Genomic DNA, 17,652 nt, shown 5'->3' with positions numbered 1-17,652 from the left:
CGCTTGTCGCTGGACAGCGCCGCTGATCGGAGCATCGTCCTGTCTTCGGGGACAGGAGGGGGCACGCGGCATGCTGGCAGGAATTGTAGGAATAGCGATGATGGCGGTCGCCGCGCCGGTGCCGACTGGCGAGAGTGTGCCGTCTGTCGCGCTACAGCAGGAACCCGCACACAAGCCCGATCCCGCTTTCCCGATGGCGCTGATCGTCAGCCTCGCCGCTGGCGCCATCCTGGTGCGCAAGATACTCTCGTAATTCGGCTCCCCAGCCTGCCCGACTGAGGGTTCGTGCACGTCTATCGGGGAGTGCAAGCGCGTTAACCTTCGAAGATTGCCTCGCCCCGATTTCGGCCATCCCCGGCTGCGCAGTGGACACAGCCTCGCCGTTGTTCACAAAATCGCCGGGTCATCAACGGGAGGCACCAATGAACAAGATTACGGCTCTGGCAGGCATTGCATTCATGACCTTCGCGGTACCCGCTGCCGCCTATACCAATCCGCCCGAAGGCGAACCCACTGGTACCCGCGGTGGAGCGACCGAAGTGCCCGCACCTCCGGTAGCGATCCTGTTCGGCCTCGCAGCGGGCGTGGTCCTGCTGCGTCGCAAGGTCGCCTGATAGAACTTGCAGGGCGGTGGCGGCTTCAGGCCGCCATCGGCTCCCCACCATGATCGGCCCCCTCGCCGGATTTGCCGCGCCAGCGCTGGATCCGGGCGACGGCGCGCATCTGGATGATCGCCAGCGCGGGGATGAGCAGGATCAGCAGCGCGGTTCCGAATAGCACTCCGAAACCGAGGCTGGCCGACATCGGGATCAGGAACTGTGCCTGCAGGCTGGTCTCGAAGGTGATCGGTGCGACACCCAGGAAGGTCGTGATCGCGGTCAGCATGATCGGGCGGAAGCGCGATTTTGCAGCATCGATGATCGCCTCTTCAGGCGTCATTCCGTTGGCGAGATTTTCGTTCAGGAAGTCGATCAGGACCAGCGACCCGTTGATGATGACGCCCGAGAGGGCGATGATCCCGAACATCGACAGGATGCCGAGCGGGATTCCCAGTATCAGGTGCCCGATCAGTGCGCCGATCATCCCGAACGGGATCGCGGCCATGATGATGAGTGGCTGCACGTAAGACCGGAAGGGCACGGCAAGCAGCGCATAGATTGCCACCAGCGCGAGCAGGAATGCACTCCCCAGATCGCCGAAGCTTTCCTGCTGTTCTTCCTGCTCCCCGCCGAAATCGTAGGCGAGGGCGGGATAGTCCGCCTGCAATGCAGGCATGATCTGCTGGTCGAGCAGGTTGGCAACTTCCTGCCCGGTGATCGTCTCGCTCTCCACATCGGCGGTGATCGTGGCGATCCGATGCCCTTCTTCGCGCCGGATGACCGAGGGCGCTTCGCCGAAGGATACATCGGCCAGGCTGGAGAGCGCGACCTCGCCTCCGGGCACGCGCACGCGGTAGCGTTCGATATCGGCGATCGAGTCCCGCTCCTCTTCGGGCAGGCGGATATAGACCCGCACATCCTCGCGGCCGCGCTGCACGCGCACGGCTTCCGCGCCGAAGAACGCGGCGCGCACCTGACCCGCCACATCCTGCAAGGTCACGCCCAGCGTGCGCGCTGCGGGTTTCAGCCGCAGTTCGATTTCCTGCTGGCCCGCGTCCTGATCGCTTTCGATATCGAATACGCCCGATACTCTCGACAACTCGTTCATCAACCGGTCCGATGCCTGGCGGAGCACGGCATCGTCGGGATGGCTGAGCTGGACGTTGACCGGTTCGCCCACACCCAGAAGCGAAGAAGAAATGGTGAGAGACCGTGCCTCGGGAACATCGCCAAGCTCCTCGCGCCATGCTTCCTCAATGGCCAGGGCGGAGACTTCGCGCTCTGCCGCGGGCACCAGGCTGAGCTGGATATTTGCAAGGTTGGGGCGGAGCGTAGTCTCCGGGCCGTTCGGTCCGTTGTTGGCCTGCGTCTGCCCGATTGTGGTGTAAACTGCTTCGAGGAAATAGGGCCGTCCATCGGTCTCGGGCTCGCCTTCGGGCTTGGCACCGGGTGGGGTGTCGTCGAAGCGCGCGATGGCGCGATCTGCGGCGGCCTCGATCCGTGCCGCAATGTCAGCAGTACGCTCGACCGTCGTGCCCGACGGCATCTCGAGCGTAGCGGTTACGATGTCTCCCTCGATTTCGGGGAAGAACGAGAACTTGATGATCCCGCCGGGCAGCATGGCCACGAACAGGATCAGCAGCGCGACGCCGGCCGCCACGATGAAGTAGGGCATCGCAACCACGAATGTGAGCGCCCGGTCGAGCGGGCCGTCGACAAATGCCTTGAACCGCGCATCGACCCATCCCTGCACCCCCGCGAAGAAGCGGGTCACCGGATTGCCCGGCGCTTGATGGGGGTCGGGCAGCGTGCTGAGATGATGCGGGAGTACGTAGAGCGCTTCGACCAGCGACAGGCTGAGCACTGCGATCACCACCAGCGGGATATCGGCCAGGATCTTGCCGATCACACCGCCCACCGCGAGCAGCGGGAGAAACGCGGTGACCGTGGTGGCGACCGCGAAGAACACCGGCACCTTGACCCGCTGCGCGCCTGCGATGGCGGCGCCGATACCGGTCCGGCCCCGCTCACGCTCCGAATACACGTTCTCGCCCACCACCACCGCATCGTCGACCACCAGGCCGAGCGCGAGGATGAACCCGAACAGGGAGAACATGTTGATGCTCGATCCGGCCCAGTCGAGGATGAAGATCGCGCCCACGAAGGTCGCCCCGATGCCAACAGCAGTCCACGCGGCCAGCCGCAGGTCGAGGAACAGGGTCAGCGCCGCGAGCACGAGGATCAGGCCGAGTGCGGCATTGCGCAGCAGCAGGTCCAGCCGGTCTTCGAGGACTTCGGAACTGTCCTCCCAGATCGCATGGGATATGCCCGGTGGCAGGTCGAAATCTTCTTCCACCAGTTTCTTCGCTGCGTCGGCAATATCCAGCACGCGTTCGTCGCTAGTACGGTAGATATCGACAAAGGCGACCGGCTGGTCGTTGAACCGGGTGATGAGATCGGCGTCCTCGAACCCGTCCTTAACATCGGCAATGTCGCCCAGGGTCAGCGTCGCGCCGCCTTGCGTGGTGAGGACGATGATATTCTCGAAATCCTGCTGGTCGTAGTTCTGGCCGATGGTGCGTACGCGCACTTCCTCGCGTCCCGTTTCAATCGCCCCTGCAGGCGTGTCGAGACTGGACTGACCTACGATCTGCGCCACCTGCGGCAGCGACAGGCCAAGCGCGCGTAGGTGCGATTGCGGCACGTCGGCGTAGATTTCGTAATTGCGGATCGCCGATGTCTCGACATAGCTGATCTCGGGCAGCGCGGCGGCTGCATCTTCCAGCTGGTAGGCCGTTTCCTTCAAGGTGCGCTCGTTCACATCGCCGAACAGGGCAACGCGCAATACCACCTGCCGCGTGGTCAGCTCCCGGATATCGGGTTCTTCCGCCTCGTCCGGGAATGTCTGGATCTGATCGACCTCGGACTTCACCTCGTCCAGCGCGCGAGCAATGTCCGTGCCCAGCTCCAGCTCGACATTGGTAACCCCGCCGCCTTCGGACGCAACCGAGGTGATTTCCTTGACCCCGTCGATGGCCTCGACCGCTTCTTCCACCTTGAGGATGATCGATTCCTCGATCTCCTCCGGTGTCGCGCCGGGATAGGTTACGGAGACGGATATCGTGTCGAGGCTGCTTTCTGGGAACACCTCCTGCACGATGCTGGTGTAGGAGAAATAGCCGGCGACCAGCATGGCCAGCAGCAGCAGGTTGGCGGCCACGCCATTGCGCGCCATGAAGGCAATCGGGCCACCGCGGTCGCGCGCGCGATCCGCTTCGTTGCCATAGCGGTCGACCGGACCGGAAGGCACTTCGCCGTCACTCACCGCGCGGTTGCCCCTGCGGGCGCTGGTTGGCGGTCCGCACCCGCATGCCGTCGGTCGGTGTGCGGACATTGCTGGTCACGATGGCGCCGCCAGCCGCCAGGCTGGGCGTCGTGACGTAAGCGATCTCGTCGGTCCGCTGGATGACCCGCACCGGCAGGATGCGCAGCCGGCCATCGCGAACCACCCACACGAGGTTGCCAGGGCGCAGCGCCTCTATCGGTATCTGCGCAAAGGGCACGCTGGTGTCGCCCGTAATCCGTGCTTCGACGAAACTGCCAAGCAGCAGGGGCGGGCCCGCAGGTGCATCGCCTTCGCCGCTCACCGGGCGTCCGGCTTGCAGGGGCGAGGGCACTTGGAGGAAGACGTCGATCGTGCGCGTCTGGGGGTCGAGGATCGGGTCCGCGCGGTCAACGAAGGCGTCCCAGCGGTAGGTGATGCCGCCGAAATCGAAGGTGACGCTGGCCGGTGTCCGTCCCGACCCTGAGCGCAGGAGACCGGGAATCAGGGCTGCCTCGCCTTCGGTCAGCGCGACGCGGACTTCGAACGCGTCGGTCGCCACCAGCGTCCCGAGCACCTGGCCGGGTTGCACCAGCGTGCCGACGGCGGCGCTTTCTTCCTGCACGAGGCTGCCGAAAGGTGCGGAAATCAGCGTGCGTGAAAGCGACAATTGCGCTGCCTCCAGATTGGCTGCCGCCCGTTCGCGCGCGGCCTGTGCAGAGCGGAGTTGCGGTTCGCGCGTGGCGAGACGGGTGGGGGCCGATGTTTGCTGCACACCGAAGGCCTGCTGCGCGAGCACGGTCGGCGGGAGGATGCGCGCGGCATAGTCATCGGGATCGATACCCGCCTGCAGTACGTCGCGCGACTGTTGCCGCTGGGCGAAGCGCTCCAGCTCGTCACGCGCGATAGCCACTTCCTCGCGCGCCTGCAGCACGGCGACATCCTGCGCGGCGACATCGGCGCGCGCGGTGCGGACCTGATTCTGGTAGTCGACCGGGTTCACGCGGAACAAGGTCGCGCCGCGCCCCACGATCCTGCCTTCGCGGAAGGCGGGGTTCACATAGACGAGCCGCCCGCCGACCTCGGCACCCACTGTCACTGTCTCGCGCGCCTGCACGGTACCGCTTCCGCGCACTTCGAGCGGGCCGGTGGCTTGCGTAAATGCGACCGTTTCCACCAGCGGAGCCTGCTCGACCCGTTCTTGCTCCTCGGGTTCCGGCCGCAAGGTCACCATCAGCACGGCAAGCAGGATTGCCCCGCCGAGTACGGCAAGCGCGAGGATGACCTGACGGCTCATTGTGCATTTCCTTCCTGTGGTGCCGGGGTCAGCGTGACGGGATTGGGTTCGGTATCGGCATCCCAGTCGCCGCCGAGTGCGCGGTGCACGCCGAGGCGGGAGACCGCGACCGCGCGCCCTGCCGATGAGAGCGAGGATTCGACTTGGTACAGCGCCCGCAAGGCGTCGAGGTAGCTGACATAATCTCCGACGCCCGCTTCGAAACGGCGGGCCTGCAGGTCGGCGGAAAAGCGCGCTTCGTCGCGCTGCGCCAAGATCAGCTGGTATCGCTGGCGGTTCTCTTCGTAATCCTCCAGCGCGCTGTTCGCCTCGCGAAAAGCGGTCAGCACGGTGCGCGCGTAGTTGGCAGCCGCCTGGTCGTAGCTTGCCCGGGCAGCCTCGATATTGGCGGAAATCCGCCCGCCGTTGAAGATCGGCGCGGTGAGACCCGCCGCGAGGTTCACGGCCCAGTTGTTCGCGATATCGAAGACGCCGCCAATGTCGCCTGCTTGCGTGCCCGGCGCGGCGGTCAGCGTGATCGAAGGGAACCGCTCCGCCCGTCGCGCGCCCACACGTGCCCGCGCTGCTTCCAGCCGCGCCCATGCCGCGGCGACATCGGGCCGCTGGCCAAGCAGGTCGGCGGGTAGTCCGGCAGGCACTTCGTCGAACACGAGGCGCGGCGTCAGCGGCTGGTCGAGCCGCTGCTCCATGGATTGCGGATACGTGCGCACAAGAACAGCGAGACGCCCTTCCGCGTCATCTAGCGCGGCTTCACGCTGGGGCAGCGACGCTTGCGTGTTCCGCTGGTCCTGCTGCACCTGGTAAAGCTCGAAGCTCTGGGTCAGGCCGCGACGGAATCGCTCTTCGGTTTGTCCGGTGCGTTCGGCCAGCAGGTCGATGGTTTCCAGCGTCAGTTCGATCTGGCGGCGCCCGTCGACGATCTCGAAATAGGTGGCGATGGTCTCGGCTGCGGCGGCAAGCTGTACCGTGCGGTAATCGTATTCCACGGCCACCGCATCGGCGCGCGCGGCGGCGTAATCTTTGCGGGCGCGGCCGAACAGGTCAATCTCGTAAGATGCGCCGAGGCCAAGCGAGTAGGAATCGTTCTCGATCCTGTCGGGCGTGGCGCCGCCGCCTCCCGCAAGCCCGCCGAATGCACTGCCCGCCAAGGGCGTGTTCGAGTAATTCGCATCGGCACTGGCGTTCACTGCTGGCAATAATGCCGAACGCGCTACCCGCGCCTGCGCAGCAGCCTGAGCCACGCGGGCAGATGCTTCGGCAATGTCGAGATTGTCGGCCAGCGCATCCTTCACCAGCGCGTCGAGCACGGGATCCTGGAACGCTGTCCACCACGCTTCGGGGCGGTAAGCCGCCACATTTTCGCTGTTTGGAAAGGCATCGGGAAGCTGCGCGGTCACTTCCGGCTGCGCGCGCTCCGGCGCCATGTTGACGCAACCGGAAAGGGCAAGGGCGAGGAGCCCGGAGAGAATCGCGGTGCGCATATCGCGAGCCTATACGGCACCGTTCACTAATTGGCGAGAGGGTGCGCGAAAATAAGTTTCGATTGGCGACCCAACCCGGGTGGATGCATGGTGCCTAGGGTGCCAGCCACCACCGGATCAGGTAGGCGACAATGCCCAGCGCGCCCACGCTCATGCCCCAGATGGCCGCCATCCAGCCGAGCCGTTTCCACAACGGGGAGTCGATTTCCTCATCCGCCATCAGTGATAGCCTTCGTCGCCAACCTTGCCGCGAAACACCCAGTAGGCCCAAATCGTGTAGGCGATGATGAGCGGCATGGTGATGGCCACGCCGACCAGCATGAACACCTGGCTGCGCACGGGTGCGGCAGCGTCCCAGATCGTGAGCGACGGTGGTGCCACATAGGGCCAGATGGTTACGCCCACACCCGCCATGCCGAAGAAGAACAGCGCCAGCGCCAGCCAGAAGGGCTTCGAATGCCGGTCGTTTGAAAGCGCGTGCCACATGAACCCGGCCACGATCAGCGTGGCGATGGGGATGGGCGCAACCCAATAGACTTCGGGTGCGCTCAGCCAACGTTCCGAATACTCGGGCCGGACGAACAGGTTCATCAGGCTAACCGCACCCATCAGCGCGACTGTTGCAAGCGCCGCCAGCTTGCCGAGTTTGCGGGCATGGGCCTGCGCATCGCCATCGAGCTTCCATACCAGCCAGGTCGCGCCCAGCAGTGCATAGCCAGCGAGCGTGCCGACTCCGGTGAGCAGCGTGTAGGGCGTCAGCCAGTCAAACCAACTGCCCGAATAGGCGCGGTCCGTAATCTCGATGCCTTGCAACAACGCGCCCAGGATCATGCCCTGCGCCAGCGCGGCGACGATAGAGCCGCCGGTAAAGGCAAAGTCCCAATACTTGCGGTGTGCAGGGTCGCGCCAGCGATACTCGAAAGCCACGCCGCGGAAGACGAGGCCCAGCAGCATCGCGATGATCAGCGGGTAGGTGGCAGGCAGGATCACCGCGTAGGCGAGCGGGAAGGCGGCGAACAGCCCGCCGCCGCCCAGCACCAGCCAGGTCTCGTTGCCATCCCACACCGGTGCGATGGAATTCATCGCCCGATCCCGTTCGCGCCCCGGCGCAAAGGTGGGGAAGAGGATGCCGATGCCCAGGTCGAACCCATCCATCACCACATAGGCGAAGATCGCGAAAGCGATGATGAACGCCCAGATCACGGTCAGGTCGATCATTCGCCGTCCTCCTTGCGCCCTATGCCGACATCCGGCGCGTCGTCATCCTGCGGTTCGACATACTCGATCGAGCTGAGCGAATCCGGGCTCAGGTTGCCCGGATCCTGCGTGGGGCCCGGAGTGATCCCGGCGGTACGGATCGGGCCCGTGTCGCCGCGCTTGACGCCGGTCTCGTGGGCCTGCGGTGCCTTGCCCATCAGGCGCAGGATATACCAGGTGCCGGTACCGAAGACCGCGAAGTAGACCACCACGAAGGCCAGCAGCGAGGCACCGACCGCGGGCGCGTCTAGCGGGCTCGCCGCATCGGCGGTGCGCAGCAGGTTGTAAATGACGTAGGGCTGGCGGCCAACTTCGGTGGTGATCCAGCCAGCGATCACCGCAACGAAGCCGGACGGACCCATGACCAGCGCGGCCTTGTGCAACCACGGCCAGTCGTACAGCTTGCCGCGCCAGCGGGCGACGAGGCTCCACAGGCCGACGCCCAGCATCAGGAAGCCGAGGCCGACCATGATGCGGAACGACCAGAACACGATGGCGACGGGCGGCTGCTCGTCATCGGGGATCGTGTCGAGACCCTCTATCGGCGCATCCCATTCGTGCTTGAGGATGAAGCTGGAGAGCTTGGGAATGCCGATTGCCGCATCGAGCCGCTGTTCCTCGTCATTGGGCAGGCCGAAGATATAAAGCGGCGCGCCATCGGGGTGGCTCTCGTAATGGCCTTCCATCGCCATCACTTTCTGCGGCTGGTGCTCCATCGTGTTGAGCCCGTGCATGTCGCCTGCGACGATCTGGATCGGCACGACCAGCGCGGCCATCCACATCGCCATCGAGAACATCTTGCGTGCGTGCAGGTTCGCGCGATCCTTTAGCAGGTGCCATGCGCCGACCCCGCCAACTACGAAGGCGGTTGTGATGTAGGCGCCCAGCACCGTGTGGACGAGGCGGTAGGGGAAGCTGGGATTGAAGATTATCTCGATCCAGCTGTCACCGGGCAGGTATTGCCCGTTAGCAGCCAGTTCGTAGCCGACGGGTGTCTGCATCCAGCTGTTGACCGACAATATCCAGAACGCGCTGATGAAAGTGCCGACTGCGACCATCAGCGTGGCCACATAGTGCAGCTTCTTGCCAACCCGGTTCATTCCGAACAGCATCACGCCGAGGAATCCAGCCTCCAGGAAAAAGGCGGTCAGCACCTCGTAGGCCATCAACGGGCCGATGACGGGGCCTGCAATATCCGAAAAGACCGACCAGTTCGTGCCGAACTGGTAGGACATGACGATGCCGCTCACGACCCCCATCGCGAAGGCGATTGCGAAGATCTTCAGCCAGTACTTGAACAGGTCCATGTAGACCGGCTTGCCGGTCTTGAGCCACAGGCCCTCCAACACCGCGAGATAGCTCGCGAGCCCGATCGAAAAGGCCGGGAAAATGAAGTGGAAGCTCACCGTGAAGGCGAACTGTATCCGGGCGAGCAAGAGTGCGTCTGAGCCATCGAACATGCGCTCGCTTTATCATTTACAAAAAGTTTGCACTAGCTCCGAATCTGCACGAAATGTTGCATTTCCTGCAACTATATCGAGCGCAGGGGAGGTGGGTGGCCGTCAGGCCGCCAATGTGGGCGCGTAGCGCGCGCCGAACCCCTTGCCCGCGTTCTTGGCCGCGTAGAGCGCGCGATCCGCGAGGACGAGCAGTTCGGCCATTGCCGTGGCATCATCGGGGTAGCACGCGAAGCCGGCGGTCATGCCGATCTCGACCAGGCTCTTGCCTTCGACCGCATAGGGCGTGCCGGAAACCTCAGCGATGATGGCTTGGATCGTGGCTTCGGTGGCATCGGGCCCCTGGCCGGGGAGCAGCGTGAGGAATTCGTCTCCGCCGATTCGCGCCAGCACCTGCCCGTCGGACAGTGCCGAGCGCATCCGGTCGGCGACCTCGCGCAACAGTTGGTCGCCCGCAGCATGGCCGAAACGGTCGTTGATAGGCTTGAACCCGTCGAGATCGAAGCACACGAGCGAGAAGACCTCGCCGCGCGACAGGCCTTGCACGACCTTTTCCAACCCGTGACGATTGAGCAGCCCGGTCAGCGGATCGTGGCGCGCGCGTTCCGCATTGGTCATTTCCGCGCTCAGCGCAGTGAGCATCGCGCCGCGATAATGGGCCATCAACTGCAGAACGCCGAGCACGAAGCCGGGAAGCAGCGCCACTAGGGCAAGCATCAGCGGCTCGCCCGTGCTGGCCGCGCCGAAAACGAAGGGGAGCACACAAAGGCCGACCAGCAGCAGCGCCAGCCGGGGCGCTGCGTAGTTGCGCGCGCATAATGGCCCAACGAGGCCCATGCAGTGTGCAGCTGTTACCACCATGATCGCCGTGCTGCCCGTGCGCATGGCGAAGAAGAACAGTAGGCCTTGCAGGGTGCACCACAGGATGGAGAGCGTGATCGGTATGTCGATCTGCGGAATCTCACCCTTCGATCGGGCCGCCCGGAGCCGCCTGAGGCTGACGAGCCGCGTGGACAGAACGATCAACTCAGCGATCATGATGACTACGAAGATGCCGCCGCCGATCGTGAAATGGGCGAGGCCGGCGACGAACAGCCCGTTGATCGCGCCCATGATGATCGCGCCGGGTGAAGAGAGCAGGGCGCCGTACATCGCCGGTCGCAGTTCCACCGGGGTCCCCCGGCTCCATTGCATAAGCCAGGGAAGGGGGCCGCGCTCCGCGCGCAGACAGCCTTCAGGCCTGTCAGGGCAAAGATCGGCGGGCTCGTCGTCGAACGTCATGCGCGCAGCCTAGAGAAGCTTTCCCTAGGAAAGGTAAATGCCGTTACGGTTTTGGAGGCATTCCGGCAGTTCGGGTTGGTGCATAGGTGACAAAAAAGGGCGACCCGAGGGCCGCCCTTTCGTGTTTTCGCAAGGGAAGTCGCCTTAGTCGACGATATCCATTTCCTCGATCAGGTTGGTCGCGCCGTCGACCTTTTCCATCACCCACAGCATGTAGCGCGAGTCCACATGGATGGAGCGCGTGGTGCGCGGGTCGAAGTCCCAGTCCGAATTCACGCTTTCGAACGTACCGTCGAACAGCAGGCCGACCAGCTCGCCCTGGGCGTTGAGCGTGGCCGAGCCGGAGTTGCCGCCGGTCACGTCGAGGTCGGACAGGTAGTTCACCGGCACCGAGTCGATCGAATCGAGTTCGTACTTGCCGTAATCCTTCGCCTCGATCAGCTGGAGCTGGCGCTCCGGAGCGTTGAAGGGATCTTCGCCCGTATCCTTCTGGGTGATCCCTTCCAGCGTGGTGAAGGGCAGGTATTCCATCCCGTCGAAGGGCGAACCGCCCATCACGTTGCCGAAGGTGATACGCAGGGTCGAGTTGGCATCGGGATAGGGCAGCTGGCCCTGTTCGCTCTGCCACTGCGTGATCGCCTCCATATAGGCGGGGCGCAGCGCCAACGCGCGACCGGCACGTTCCTCGCCCTCGGTCTTGAGGCCCTGCTCGTAATCGTAAAGCGCAATCGCAAGCTTCATGAAGGGATCGTCGCTCGCTTCCAGATCGGCGACGCTGGCATCCATCAGCGCCAGGCGCGTGGCGCTCTCGTCGAGCGAGGTGCCCGCATAATAGCTGTCGAGGATCGCTTCGACCTGCTTCGCATCGTCGATACCCGTCAGCCCCAGAGCTTCGTCGAACACGGCGACACGCTCGGCTTCGGGCTGAGCGAGATAGCCTTCCAGAAACAGCAACCATTCGGCCTTGTCGACGGAAGCGTCATAGCGCCGGTCCAGCGCCTGCATGCCCTGGCGGAAGAACGCCATGTCGCGTTCTTGATAGCCGGAGTCACGCTCGGCATTCGGCTTCTCGTTCTCTTTCGCAAGGCGATAGAGACGCTGGGCCACGTTGAGCAGCTGTGCGCGGGTCGCGTTGCCGTACCAGAAGCTGGTGCGGGTGGCGGCGGCGCTTTCCTGCGACAGGTCGGAGAGGTCCGAGATGGCGCTGCTGTACGCGGCGCGCGAGGGATCGGCGGCGATCCACGCGGCAAGCGCTTCTTCACGCTGGCGGCGACGTTCGATCAGGCCGACACGGCGCGCGCCTTCGATCTGGCCGCGCAGGTTTTTCTCGAAATTGTTGAGCCCGGCGAGGCGCGATTCGTACTTCACGCGCGCGTCCGAGCCTTCCGGTGCCGCGGTTTCGATGGTTTCGATCCAGTCGGTCAGCAGGGTCTGGAAGGTCGGGTAGTTCCAGCCGAAGGTGTTCTCGACTTCGGCCAGCATCGCATAGCGCGAGGTCGAGCCGGGATAGCCCGCGACCATCACGAAATCGCCATCGTCGAGGCCGGCTGCGTTCACCTTGAGGTGATGCTCCGGCTCGTAAGGCACGTTGGTCTCGGCGTATTCTGCTGCCGAACCGTCGGGCGCCACGTATGCGCGATAAAACGAGAAGTCGCCGGTGTGGCGCGGCCACATCCAGTTGTCGACATCGCCGCCGTACTTCCCGATCGAGTCGGCCGGGGCGTAGACGAGGCGAACGTCCTTCACTTCAAGCTGCTTGATCAGCTTGTATTCCGCGCCGCCGTAATAGCTCGCGACCCGGCAGCGGAAGCCCGCTTCCTGTTCGCACTCGGCGGTGATGTCCTTCATGCGCTGCTCGACCGTGTCGTAACGATCGTTCGGCGAGAGGTCTTCGGTGGCTTCACGAACGCGCTGTGTCACGTCGCTGAACTCGGTCGTCACATAGATGCGCGATCCCGGCGCGGCGGGCAGTTCCTCGCCCATGGTCTTCGCAAGGAAGCCGTTTTCGAGATAGTTGTTCTCGGCAGTCGAGTTGTACTGCACCGATCCGCGCGCGCAGTGGTGGTTGGTGACCACGAGACCCTTCGGGGAGACGAAGCTGGCAGAGCAGCCGCCCAGCGAAACGACGGCACCCATCGGGAAGCCGGTCAGGTCCGACAGGGCTTCGGGATCGAGCTCCAGCCCGGCTTCGCGCAGGTCGTCTGCAATCTCGGGCAGCTGTTCGGGGGTGAACATCCCCTCCTTGGCGCTAAGCGGCTGAACTGCGACGCCTGCCAGCAAGGCGGCGATGGTGATGGCCCTGGTACGCATGTGTATCCCCTGATGCGGTCTTCGACGCGGACATCGCGCCGATGTTACAGCATCACCTGCTATTTATCCCGGCCTCCCGGTGCAAGGGAAAGGCCATGTCGTTGATCGATCAGGCTTGGCGTTTGATCCGGGCTGGGCCGACCTCGCCATGTCTGCGCACACCCGATCCATTGCGTATTGACGGCAGGGAGGGCGGGCGCTTTCATCGGACTGTCGGGCATAGGGGGCGGGCGGCATGAATCAGGCGAATACCGGGGACGAAGTAAAGCCGAAAAAGCCGCAGCTCGTGTGGGTGCAGCGGATTCTTTTCGTCGCGGGCCTGATTTCGCTCATCGGGCTCGATCAGGATATCATCCGCTGGTCGGAGGTCGCGAACTGGATCGTGACGTTCTACCAAGGCCTGACCGGCCCTCTGGTCGCTTACCTTTCAGCCTTGTTCGGCATCCAGATCCCGCCACTGGCGGTCGATATCCTGATCCTTGCCGGTGTCCTTTTCTCGGCGGCCAACATTCACAGCCTCAGGCTGCGTGGGACTATGGTGTTCTGGGAGGCGCTTACGATCTTCGTGAGCGAGCAATTATTGCAAAAGTCGGCCGAAGTCCGGCTGAAGGACGGCGATCTGCAATATGCAGCGGTTGCGGCGCTAGTCACGATAACCGCTGCATTCTGTGCACCGGTCCTGCTGATCATCGCCGTTTTCGGAGGGCGTGCCGTCTCGCTCGATGCGCTGCCCGCCTGGCTTTTCACGATATACCTGATCTGGGGTTTCAGGCGCCTTTCGCGACTGGACGACCAGGTGCCTCACGATGCCCATGATCGTTTCAAGAGCCCCCAGTTCCGGAAGTTTCTGATCAATTCGCTGATATTCCTGCCGAGTTCGATCTACCGCTACCTGACCTTCATCATGTATTGCGTGGTCTTCATGCTGTTCAGCGCCTGTAAGTGGTATCTTTACGTCCTCGCGTCTTTTGTGGTCGTGCTGATCTTCAACGAAATCTACCTGCGATTTGCCAAGCAATGGGAGGTTTATCCCGACTGCCTGGTTTTCAGCATCCAGAGCACGTGTTCGGTGGCAGGCATCGGCGTCACGACCTAGCAGCGGGGGACTGAACGGTCGCCAAAGCGGAAATGATCGGTTAGCGATTGCCCGTTTGAGAGGGAGAGACCGCGCCGTGAGCGATTTTATCCAGCCGCCCAAGTCCACCGACACGAATTGCACCGCCGATCAGTATGAAGCACAATATGCGCGTTCGATCTCCGATCCTGACGGTTTCTGGCTGGAGCAGGCGCAACGGCTCGACTGGATAGAGGCCCCGACGAAAGGGGGCGAATGGTCGTATGATCCGGTGGACATCAAGTGGTTCGCCGACGGCACGCTCAACCTGTGTCACAACGCGGTGGATCGGCATGTCGCGGCGGGGCAGGGCGAGAAGCCCGCGCTAATCTTCGAGGCGGACGATCCCGACGCCGAAGGGCGGACAATCAGCTACGAACAGCTGCTGGCCGCGGTCGGCACGATGGGCAACACGCTCAGGGCAATGGGTGTTGCCAAGGGCGACCGGGTAACCCTGTACATGCCGATGGTGCCCGAAGGCGTGATCGCAATGCTCGCCTGCGCGCGGATCGGCGCGGTGCACTCGGTGGTGTTCGGGGGCTTTTCGCCCGATGCCCTCGCCGGTCGTATTGCCGATTGCGGAAGCGACTGGGTTATCACCGCGGACGAAGGCGTGCGCGGCGGCAAGCCGATCGCGCTGAAAGCCAATGTCGATGCTGCGGTAGAGAAGGCTGCCGTCAAAGGCGTGCTGGTTGTGCGCCACACGGGCGGCGAGGTCGCGATGAAGGAAGGGCGCGACCACTGGTATCACGAACTGAGCGAAGGCGTGAGCGACCAGTGCCCGTGCGAGCCGATGAATGCGGAAGACCCGCTGTTCATCCTCTACACCTCGGGATCGACCGGCAAACCAAAGGGCGTGCTGCACACGACCGGCGGATACGGCGTGTGGACCGCGACCACGTTCCACTATGTGTTCGATCACCGGCCCGACGATATCTTCTGGTGCAGTGCTGACATCGGCTGGATCACCGGACATAGCTACGTCACCTATGGCCCGCTGCTGAACGGCGCGACGCAGGTGATCTTCGAAGGCGTACCCAACTACCCCGATCACGGGCGGTTCTGGGCAGCCATCGCAAAGCACAAGGTTTCGATCTTTTACACCGCGCCGACCGCTATTCGTGCGTTGATGCGTGAGGGCGATGAATTCGTGACCGCGCATGACCGCTCTTCGCTGCGCCTGCTCGGCTCGGTGGGCGAGCCGATCAACCCCGAAGCATGGCGCTGGTATCGCGACGTGCCGGGCGAGGGGCGTGTGCCGGTGATCGATACCTGGTGGCAGACCGAGACGGGCGGGGTGATGCTCACCACGCTGCCGCATGCCCACGCGATGAAGCCGGGCAGTGCAGGCTTGCCGTTCTTCGGCGTGCAGCCGCAACTGGTCGATAATGAGGGTGGCGTGCTGGACGGCGCCAACGAGGGCAACCTTTGCATCACCGCCAGCTGGCCGGGGCAGGCGCGCACGGTCTATGGCGACCACGAGCGGTTCGAGCAGACCTATTTCAGCACCTACAAGGGCAAGTATTTTACCGGGGACGGCTGCCTGCGCGACGAGCGCGGATATTACCGCATCACTGGCCGGGTCGACGATGTCATCAACGTGTCGGGCCACCGCATGGGGACCGCCGAGGTGGAGAGCGCGCTGGTGCTGCACCCGAAGGTATCCGAAGCGGCGGTCGTCGGCTTCCCGCACGATATCAAGGGGCAGGGCATTTATTGCTACGTCACCCTGAATACGGGGGAGGAATATTCGGACGATCTGGCTGCCGAGTTGCGCCAGTGGGTGCGCAAGGAAATCGGCCCAGTCGCCACACCCGACCGTATCCATTTTACCGACGGCCTGCCCAAGACGCGCAGCGGCAAGATCATGCGGCGCATCCTGCGCAAGATTGCGGAGGACGATTACGGATCGCTGGGCGATACCTCGACGCTGGCAGACCCGTCGCTGGTCGACAGGCTGATCGAAGGGCGCGTTGGCGGTTAGGCGTGAAGATTTCGCCTTGCGGAACAAACCTTCCGCTGCGTCTGTTGGGTTTGTGATACCGCGCTGCGGCATGCCAGGGAAAGAACAGAACACATCGGAAAGGCCGGGGCCGAATTGAATTTCGACGAGATGCTAGGACACGACGGGGGCCAGTCGGGCGATATCCGGCCGGCCTACCAGGCATTTCGCAAATGGCTCGATGCGCAACCGGAAAACCGGGTTTCCCGAAAATCCGAACAGGCGGAAAACTTCTTCCGCAAGATCGGCATTACCTTCAATGTCTATGGCGAAGAGGCGGCAGACGAACGCCTGATCCCGTTCGATGTCGTGCCGCGCGTGCTTTCGGGCAATGAATGGCGCAAGCTCTCCAAGGGTATCGAGCAGCGCGTGCGGGCGATCAACGCCTTCCTCTACGACATCTACCACCGGCAGGAGATTCTGCGCGCAGGGCGCGTGCCGACCAGCCTGATCGCCAACAACGCGGCTTTCCTGCCCAAGATGATGGGGTTCGATCCGCCCGGCGGCATCTACACCCACATCATCGGCACCGATATCGTGCGTACCGGGCCGGACGAATTCTACGTGCTGGAAGACAATGCGCGGACCCCCTCGGGCGTGTCCTACATGCTCGAAAACCGCGAGATCATGCTGCAGATGTTCCCCGAGCTGTTCGCGGAAATCCCGATCTGCGAGGTGAGCGACTACCCAAGCTGGCTGCGCCGCTCGCTCTCCGCCTGCGCGCCGCCTGCATGTCTCGACAAGCCGACGGTAGCGGTGCTCACGCCGGGCACATTCAATTCGGCCTATTTCGAGCATAGCTTCCTTGCCGACCAGATGGGCGCGGAACTGGTCGAGGGGTCGGACCTGCGCGTGGTCGATGGACGTATCGCGATGCGCACGACGCAAGGCTACAAGCCGGTCGATGTGATCTATCGCCGGATCGACGACGAGTATCTCGATCCGCTGAACTTCAACCCGGAATCCATGCTGGGCGTGCCGGGCATCTTCGATGTCTATCGCGCGGGCGGGGTCACCATCGCCAACGCACCGGGCACCGGCATCGCCGATGACAAGGCGCTCTACAGCTACATGCCCGACATCGTGGAGTTCTACACCGGGGAGCGTCCGCTGCTTCAGAACGTGCCGACATGGCGCTGTTCGGAACCGGACCAGCTGGCCGAGGTGCTCGACAAGCTGGACGAGCTGGTCGTCAAGGAAGTGCATGGATCGGGCGGCTACGGCATGCTGATCGGGCCGGCCGCGAGCAAGGCCGAGATCGAGGAGTTTCGTGCCAAGCTGAAGGCCAAGCCCGAAGGCTATATTGCGCAGCCCACGCTCGCGCTCTCGACCGTGCCGATCTTTACCGAACAGGGACTTGCTCCGCGCCACGTCGATTTCCGGCCATTTGTGCTGATGGCGCCCAACTCGATTGACATCGTACCCGGCGGCCTCACCCGCGTGGCAATGAACGAAGGGTCGCTGGTCGTGAATTCGAGCCAGGGCGGCGGCACTAAGGATACGTGGGTGCTCGATGACTGATTGCGCCATGA

13 protein-coding genes are annotated in these 17,652 nt (G+C 63.6%); 5 read left to right on the top strand and 8 right to left on the bottom strand.

Going from position 1 to position 17,652, the window contains the following annotated elements:
- Positions 1-70 precede the first annotated feature (70 nt).
- The gene (locus tag ACEQXE_RS04605; RefSeq protein ID WP_370177776.1) at positions 71-253 is read left to right on the top strand and encodes a hypothetical protein; all 183 of its coding nucleotides are present in this window, start codon (positions 71-73) and stop codon (positions 251-253) included.
- 169 nt (positions 254-422) lie between these two features.
- On the top strand, positions 423-614 hold the full coding sequence (locus ACEQXE_RS04600) for a PEP-CTERM sorting domain-containing protein (RefSeq protein WP_370177775.1): 192 nt from the start codon (positions 423-425) through the stop codon (positions 612-614).
- 25 nt (positions 615-639) lie between these two features.
- On the opposite strand, the gene ACEQXE_RS04595 is transcribed toward ACEQXE_RS04600, so the two are convergent.
- From ACEQXE_RS04595 to ACEQXE_RS04560, 8 genes are all read right to left on the bottom strand, one after another.
- Positions 640-3,924 (bottom strand): efflux RND transporter permease subunit, encoded by a 3,285-nt coding sequence (locus tag ACEQXE_RS04595; protein ID WP_370177774.1) that lies wholly within the window; start codon positions 3,922-3,924, stop codon positions 640-642.
- Positions 3,917-5,218 (bottom strand): efflux RND transporter periplasmic adaptor subunit, encoded by a 1,302-nt coding sequence (locus ACEQXE_RS04590; RefSeq protein WP_370177773.1) that lies wholly within the window; start codon positions 5,216-5,218, stop codon positions 3,917-3,919. Before ACEQXE_RS04590 ends, ACEQXE_RS04595 begins: the two co-directional genes overlap by 8 nt.
- Positions 5,215-6,699, bottom strand: a complete 1,485-nt coding sequence (locus ACEQXE_RS04585) for an efflux transporter outer membrane subunit (RefSeq protein WP_370177772.1) — start codon at positions 6,697-6,699, stop codon at positions 5,215-5,217. Before ACEQXE_RS04585 ends, ACEQXE_RS04590 begins: the two co-directional genes overlap by 4 nt.
- Positions 6,700-6,793: 94 nt before the next feature.
- Entirely contained in the window at positions 6,794-6,919 is a 126-nt protein-coding gene (locus ACEQXE_RS04580) for a DUF2474 domain-containing protein (RefSeq protein WP_370177771.1), read from the bottom strand.
- The gene (cydB, locus tag ACEQXE_RS04575) at positions 6,919-7,917 is read right to left on the bottom strand and encodes a cytochrome d ubiquinol oxidase subunit II (protein WP_370177770.1); all 999 of its coding nucleotides are present in this window, start codon (positions 7,915-7,917) and stop codon (positions 6,919-6,921) included. The genes ACEQXE_RS04580 and cydB overlap by 1 nt, the downstream gene beginning before the upstream one ends.
- A complete protein-coding gene (locus ACEQXE_RS04570) occupies positions 7,914-9,416 on the bottom strand; it encodes a cytochrome ubiquinol oxidase subunit I (protein ID WP_370177769.1) in 1,503 nt (500 codons plus the stop codon). Before ACEQXE_RS04570 ends, cydB begins: the two co-directional genes overlap by 4 nt.
- A 102-nt stretch (positions 9,417-9,518) precedes the next feature.
- Positions 9,519-10,583: a diguanylate cyclase domain-containing protein gene (locus ACEQXE_RS04565; RefSeq protein ID WP_370177768.1), complete on the bottom strand. Its 1,065-nt coding sequence runs from the start codon at positions 10,581-10,583 to the stop codon at positions 9,519-9,521.
- 255 nt (positions 10,584-10,838) lie between these two features.
- Complete coding sequence (locus tag ACEQXE_RS04560; protein ID WP_370177767.1) at positions 10,839-13,004, bottom strand: S46 family peptidase; 2,166 nt, start codon at positions 13,002-13,004, stop codon at positions 10,839-10,841.
- 235 nt (positions 13,005-13,239) lie between these two features.
- Here ACEQXE_RS04560 and ACEQXE_RS04555 point away from each other — a divergent pair, with 235 nt between their 5' ends.
- From ACEQXE_RS04555 to ACEQXE_RS04545, 3 genes are all read left to right on the top strand, one after another.
- Complete coding sequence (locus ACEQXE_RS04555; RefSeq protein WP_370177766.1) at positions 13,240-14,100, top strand: hypothetical protein; 861 nt, start codon at positions 13,240-13,242, stop codon at positions 14,098-14,100.
- Positions 14,101-14,176: 76 nt separating this feature from the next.
- Complete coding sequence (acs, locus tag ACEQXE_RS04550) at positions 14,177-16,102, top strand: acetate--CoA ligase (protein ID WP_370177765.1); 1,926 nt, start codon at positions 14,177-14,179, stop codon at positions 16,100-16,102.
- A 129-nt stretch (positions 16,103-16,231) separates the two neighbouring features.
- Positions 16,232-17,641 (top strand): circularly permuted type 2 ATP-grasp protein, encoded by a 1,410-nt coding sequence (locus ACEQXE_RS04545; RefSeq protein WP_370177806.1) that lies wholly within the window; start codon positions 16,232-16,234, stop codon positions 17,639-17,641.
- The last annotated feature ends 11 nt before the right edge of the window (positions 17,642-17,652 follow it).

It is taken from the genome of Alteriqipengyuania sp. (genome assembly GCF_964222115.1).
Taxonomy (GTDB): domain Bacteria; phylum Pseudomonadota; class Alphaproteobacteria; order Sphingomonadales; family Sphingomonadaceae; genus Alteriqipengyuania.
This window is presented reverse-complemented; position numbering and strand designations above follow the sequence as displayed.

Excerpts from the sequence above, each read along its gene's own strand:
- ACEQXE_RS04600 (WP_370177775.1), top strand. The coding sequence starts at position 423 with ATGAACAAGATTACGGCTCTGGCAGGCATTGCATTCATGACCTTCGCG.
- ACEQXE_RS04585 (WP_370177772.1), bottom strand. The coding sequence starts at position 6,699 with ATGCGCACCGCGATTCTCTCCGGGCTCCTCGCCCTTGCCCTTTCCGGT.
- ACEQXE_RS04590 (WP_370177773.1), bottom strand. The coding sequence starts at position 5,218 with ATGAGCCGTCAGGTCATCCTCGCGCTTGCCGTACTCGGCGGGGCAATC.
- ACEQXE_RS04545 (WP_370177806.1), top strand. The coding sequence starts at position 16,232 with ATGCTAGGACACGACGGGGGCCAGTCGGGCGATATCCGGCCGGCCTAC.
- cydB (WP_370177770.1), bottom strand. The coding sequence starts at position 7,917 with ATGATCGACCTGACCGTGATCTGGGCGTTCATCATCGCTTTCGCGATC.
- ACEQXE_RS04580 (WP_370177771.1), bottom strand. The coding sequence starts at position 6,919 with ATGGCGGATGAGGAAATCGACTCCCCGTTGTGGAAACGGCTCGGCTGG.
- ACEQXE_RS04570 (WP_370177769.1), bottom strand. The coding sequence starts at position 9,416 with ATGTTCGATGGCTCAGACGCACTCTTGCTCGCCCGGATACAGTTCGCC.
- ACEQXE_RS04605 (WP_370177776.1), top strand. The coding sequence starts at position 71 with ATGCTGGCAGGAATTGTAGGAATAGCGATGATGGCGGTCGCCGCGCCG.
- ACEQXE_RS04555 (WP_370177766.1), top strand. The coding sequence starts at position 13,240 with ATGAATCAGGCGAATACCGGGGACGAAGTAAAGCCGAAAAAGCCGCAG.
- ACEQXE_RS04560 (WP_370177767.1), bottom strand. The coding sequence starts at position 13,004 with ATGCGTACCAGGGCCATCACCATCGCCGCCTTGCTGGCAGGCGTCGCA.